Source organism: Pseudomonas sp. 05T35 (assembly GCF_056396605.1).
In genome coordinates, this window is the sequence record NZ_JBFTLU010000535.1 from 1 (window position 1) to 2,692 (window position 2,692).

Annotated in this window: 4 protein-coding genes and 1 pseudogene; 4 read left to right on the forward strand and 1 reads right to left on the reverse strand. The window is 54.1% G+C overall.

The features are described from left to right. Positions 1-112 (forward strand): annotated as a pseudogene (locus AC1DH9_RS26720) (SlyX family protein); the annotation flags it as partial. A 97-nt stretch (positions 113-209) separates the two neighbouring features. On the opposite strand, the gene AC1DH9_RS26725 reads toward AC1DH9_RS26720, so the two are convergent. Next, positions 210-812 carry a cold-shock protein gene (locus AC1DH9_RS26725; protein WP_477809112.1) on the reverse strand — a complete coding sequence of 201 codons (603 nt, stop codon included), beginning with the start codon at positions 810-812 and terminating at the stop codon, positions 210-212. A 904-nt stretch (positions 813-1,716) separates the two neighbouring features. On the opposite strand from AC1DH9_RS26725, the gene AC1DH9_RS26730 reads away from it, so the two are divergent. The 3 genes from AC1DH9_RS26730 to AC1DH9_RS26740 all read left to right on the forward strand — a co-directional run. Then, positions 1,717-2,064 carry a ribbon-helix-helix domain-containing protein gene (locus AC1DH9_RS26730; RefSeq protein ID WP_427536115.1) on the forward strand — a complete coding sequence of 116 codons (348 nt, stop codon included), beginning with the start codon at positions 1,717-1,719 and terminating at the stop codon, positions 2,062-2,064. A gap of 167 nt (positions 2,065-2,231) precedes the next feature. Continuing rightward, positions 2,232-2,453: an FmdB family zinc ribbon protein gene (locus tag AC1DH9_RS26735; protein ID WP_010457489.1), complete on the forward strand. Its 222-nt coding sequence runs from the start codon at positions 2,232-2,234 to the stop codon at positions 2,451-2,453. Between the two features lie 108 nt (positions 2,454-2,561). Then, on the forward strand, positions 2,562-2,692 hold a 131-nt coding region (locus AC1DH9_RS26740; protein WP_477809113.1), incomplete at its 3' end, for an OB-fold nucleic acid binding domain-containing protein.

Genomic DNA, 2,692 nt, shown 5'->3' on the forward strand with positions numbered 1-2,692 from the left:
GCGAGTGGTCGAGCGCTTGCAGTTGCAAGTGGAAGCGTTGTTCAAGCGCCAGGAAGAAGCGGCCGGGCAGTTCGAGTCTTTCGAAGAAGAGGCTCCGCCACCGCATTACTGAGTGACAGCCGGGGCGACACATCGCCAGGCGATAAAAAAAACCGCGATGCAGCTTGGCTGCATCGCGGTTTTTTTGTGTGGGCGAAGCGGTACTTGAATCAGCGACGCGGCAACGCCGCGATCACGTCTTCAGCTTGCAGGCCCTTATCACGGTTCATGACAGAAAACTCCACACGCTGGCCTTCGACCAGGACGCGGTGACCTTCACCAYGGATTGCACGGAAGTGCACAAAAATATCGTCTCCGGAATCGCGAGAAATGAAACCGAAGCCTTTGGAGGTGTTGAACCATTTGACGGTGCCGGTATCACGATTGGTCATGTCGTAATTTTGTGTAGCGGCAGCAGGAGAGGATTTATAAAAGCTGATGGCCAGGTGCAGAAGTACGGCGATCAGGGCGACGATGAGGCTAAGCAGGACTGCGGGCTGACCACCAATGACCGGCATCGGTGCGAGGAGGGTCAGGGTTTGCACGACAACGGCAAGCACCAGCAAGGCGCTGACCAGATTTTGCAGTTGGTGACGTGGACCTTTGTTCCAGTAAGGAATAACCGGCGCGAGGGTCAGGTTGAGCAAGCCGAAGAACGCCAGGTACAGCGCGTCAGGTTGTTGCAGGTAAGGTACGGCTTCGGTTCGCAAGCTAGGGATGAAGGACAGCAGCAGAGCCGCTGCGCCCGTTAGCAGGTGGACGATTTTCAACATTTTGATTAACTCACGTTAAGACGGATCACAAGGAAGAGCTGATTGAGCACGGTTCGCTTCTGAACAATGGGAGGCGCTGGACACGTACCCGGTATCAGCCTATGCGCTGCACCCAGGAAAATAGAGGCAGCGACACGCCTCTATTTAACAGCAAAGCCCAGGCCTTCTCAAATCAAGTGCAGAGGGCACGACGGCGGGGTAGGAAGCGGTTYGTGCGGTTCTGACCGAAGGTGTTGCCTGAAGGCCTGTTCTAGAGAGGTCGATCGATTTTTTGGCCAGATGTGGGCAAGCAAGGCACCTTGAATATCGCTCGATATCGGCATCAACGAAATAGTCCGCAAATACTAAGTCGCCGGGCTGTCGCGTCTGCTGATCGACACATAGGTGCATTATCTGAAGACCCATAACTTCCGCTGGGGCGTGATGGTGACTATGTTTCGTACTCTTCATTTTATGGGGGAGGAGCACGGTAGCGAGAGGGTCCTGGTTGTGGACTTAGTTGTCGGGCACAGTCGTGCCTCGGTTATCCAGCCTCCGGAGCGTACTTGGTTTATGTGTGTGGGTATTGTTCCATGCATCTGTCTGTTCTGGCGCTTGCAGGTTCGGCAGCCGCTGCGCAGGTCAGGGCGACAAGCAGCCCATCCTTGGGCTTGCAGGCATTCCTGGGTGGGCGATGTCCGAGTGTTCTGCGGCCTCTTTCGCACTGTGGTTTTGACTTTTCCTGCGCTGAAATTCTGCTTTATAGGCAGATGTAGGACCGTGTTAACGGTCTCCCTAACGTTGTTGGCTTGTCCTACGTTGATGGTCATAAAGTCATCTGGATATAACTATCCGCTTGCGTTTCTATGAGGGAACAGAGGGTTGCTCTTGTTGAAAGCAAGTATGACAAAGGAGTGTCAGCAGTATGAGTCGAGGAATAGGGCAAGGGACAATTGAAGTCACTCGTTTTCAAGATGTAAGACAAGTGGGGAAGAGAGATCCTTTTGTTCGGGAGTTTGATATGGGGTTGGCGCGTCCATTGTCCCGATCAGTGCGTTTGAATGGATTTGCCACCTGTTTGCGCCTTGAGCAGGTCTATTGGGATATTTTGGCCAGGATGGCGAAAATCAACTGTTGCTCGGTGAGCGCTTTGCTTTCCTACGTTGATAGAGAGGTGCACCTGCGTCATGGCGGGGTGAAAAATTTCAGCGGGCTGGTGCGGGTGGTGTGCGTTGTACACAGTTTGAATGAGGACGCCTGTAGCGTTGAATGACGTGCCGCTCGGTGATGGGGACGGCTCGTGTGGTCAGGCGTCACCCGAATGAGCATGTGCCTGTGCAGCGTTACGGCTGCACAGGCTCGATTTAATGGATATAATCCCGCCCTTTGCCGCGAAACCCGACGTTTGCGCGGTGATAATCTGATTGCCGAGACAACCCCATGCCGATGTACGACTATCAATGTGCTTCCTGTGGTCATCAGTTGGAAGCCATTCAGAAGATCAGCGCAGCACCGTTGGTCGACTGCCCTGCCTGCCAGGCACCCGAATTGAAAAAAATGCTGTCCATGCCAGGTTTCCGCCTCAGCGGCACCGGCTGGTACGAGACCGATTTCAAAACCGGTTCGAAGAAGAATCTGGCCGGCGGCGACAAAGCTGACTAAGTTGAACGACACGCGTGAGCTCTTGCATCATCAGGCACCTTATTGAAGTGCGGTGGTGCGGCAAGGCCTCCAAACGAATTTCGAATTACGAGAAGTGAAACCACTACCATGATGCGCAGCCATTATTGCGGCCAACTGAACGAAAGCCTGGAAGGTCAGGAAGTTACCCTTTGCGGATGGGTCCACCGTCGTCGTGACCACGGCGGGGTGATCTTCCTCGATATCCGTGATCGTGAAGG

Excerpts from the sequence above, each read along its gene's own strand:
- AC1DH9_RS26735 (WP_010457489.1), top strand. The coding sequence starts at position 2,232 with ATGCCGATGTACGACTATCAATGTGCTTCCTGTGGTCATCAGTTGGAA.
- AC1DH9_RS26730 (WP_427536115.1), top strand. The coding sequence starts at position 1,717 with ATGAGTCGAGGAATAGGGCAAGGGACAATTGAAGTCACTCGTTTTCAA.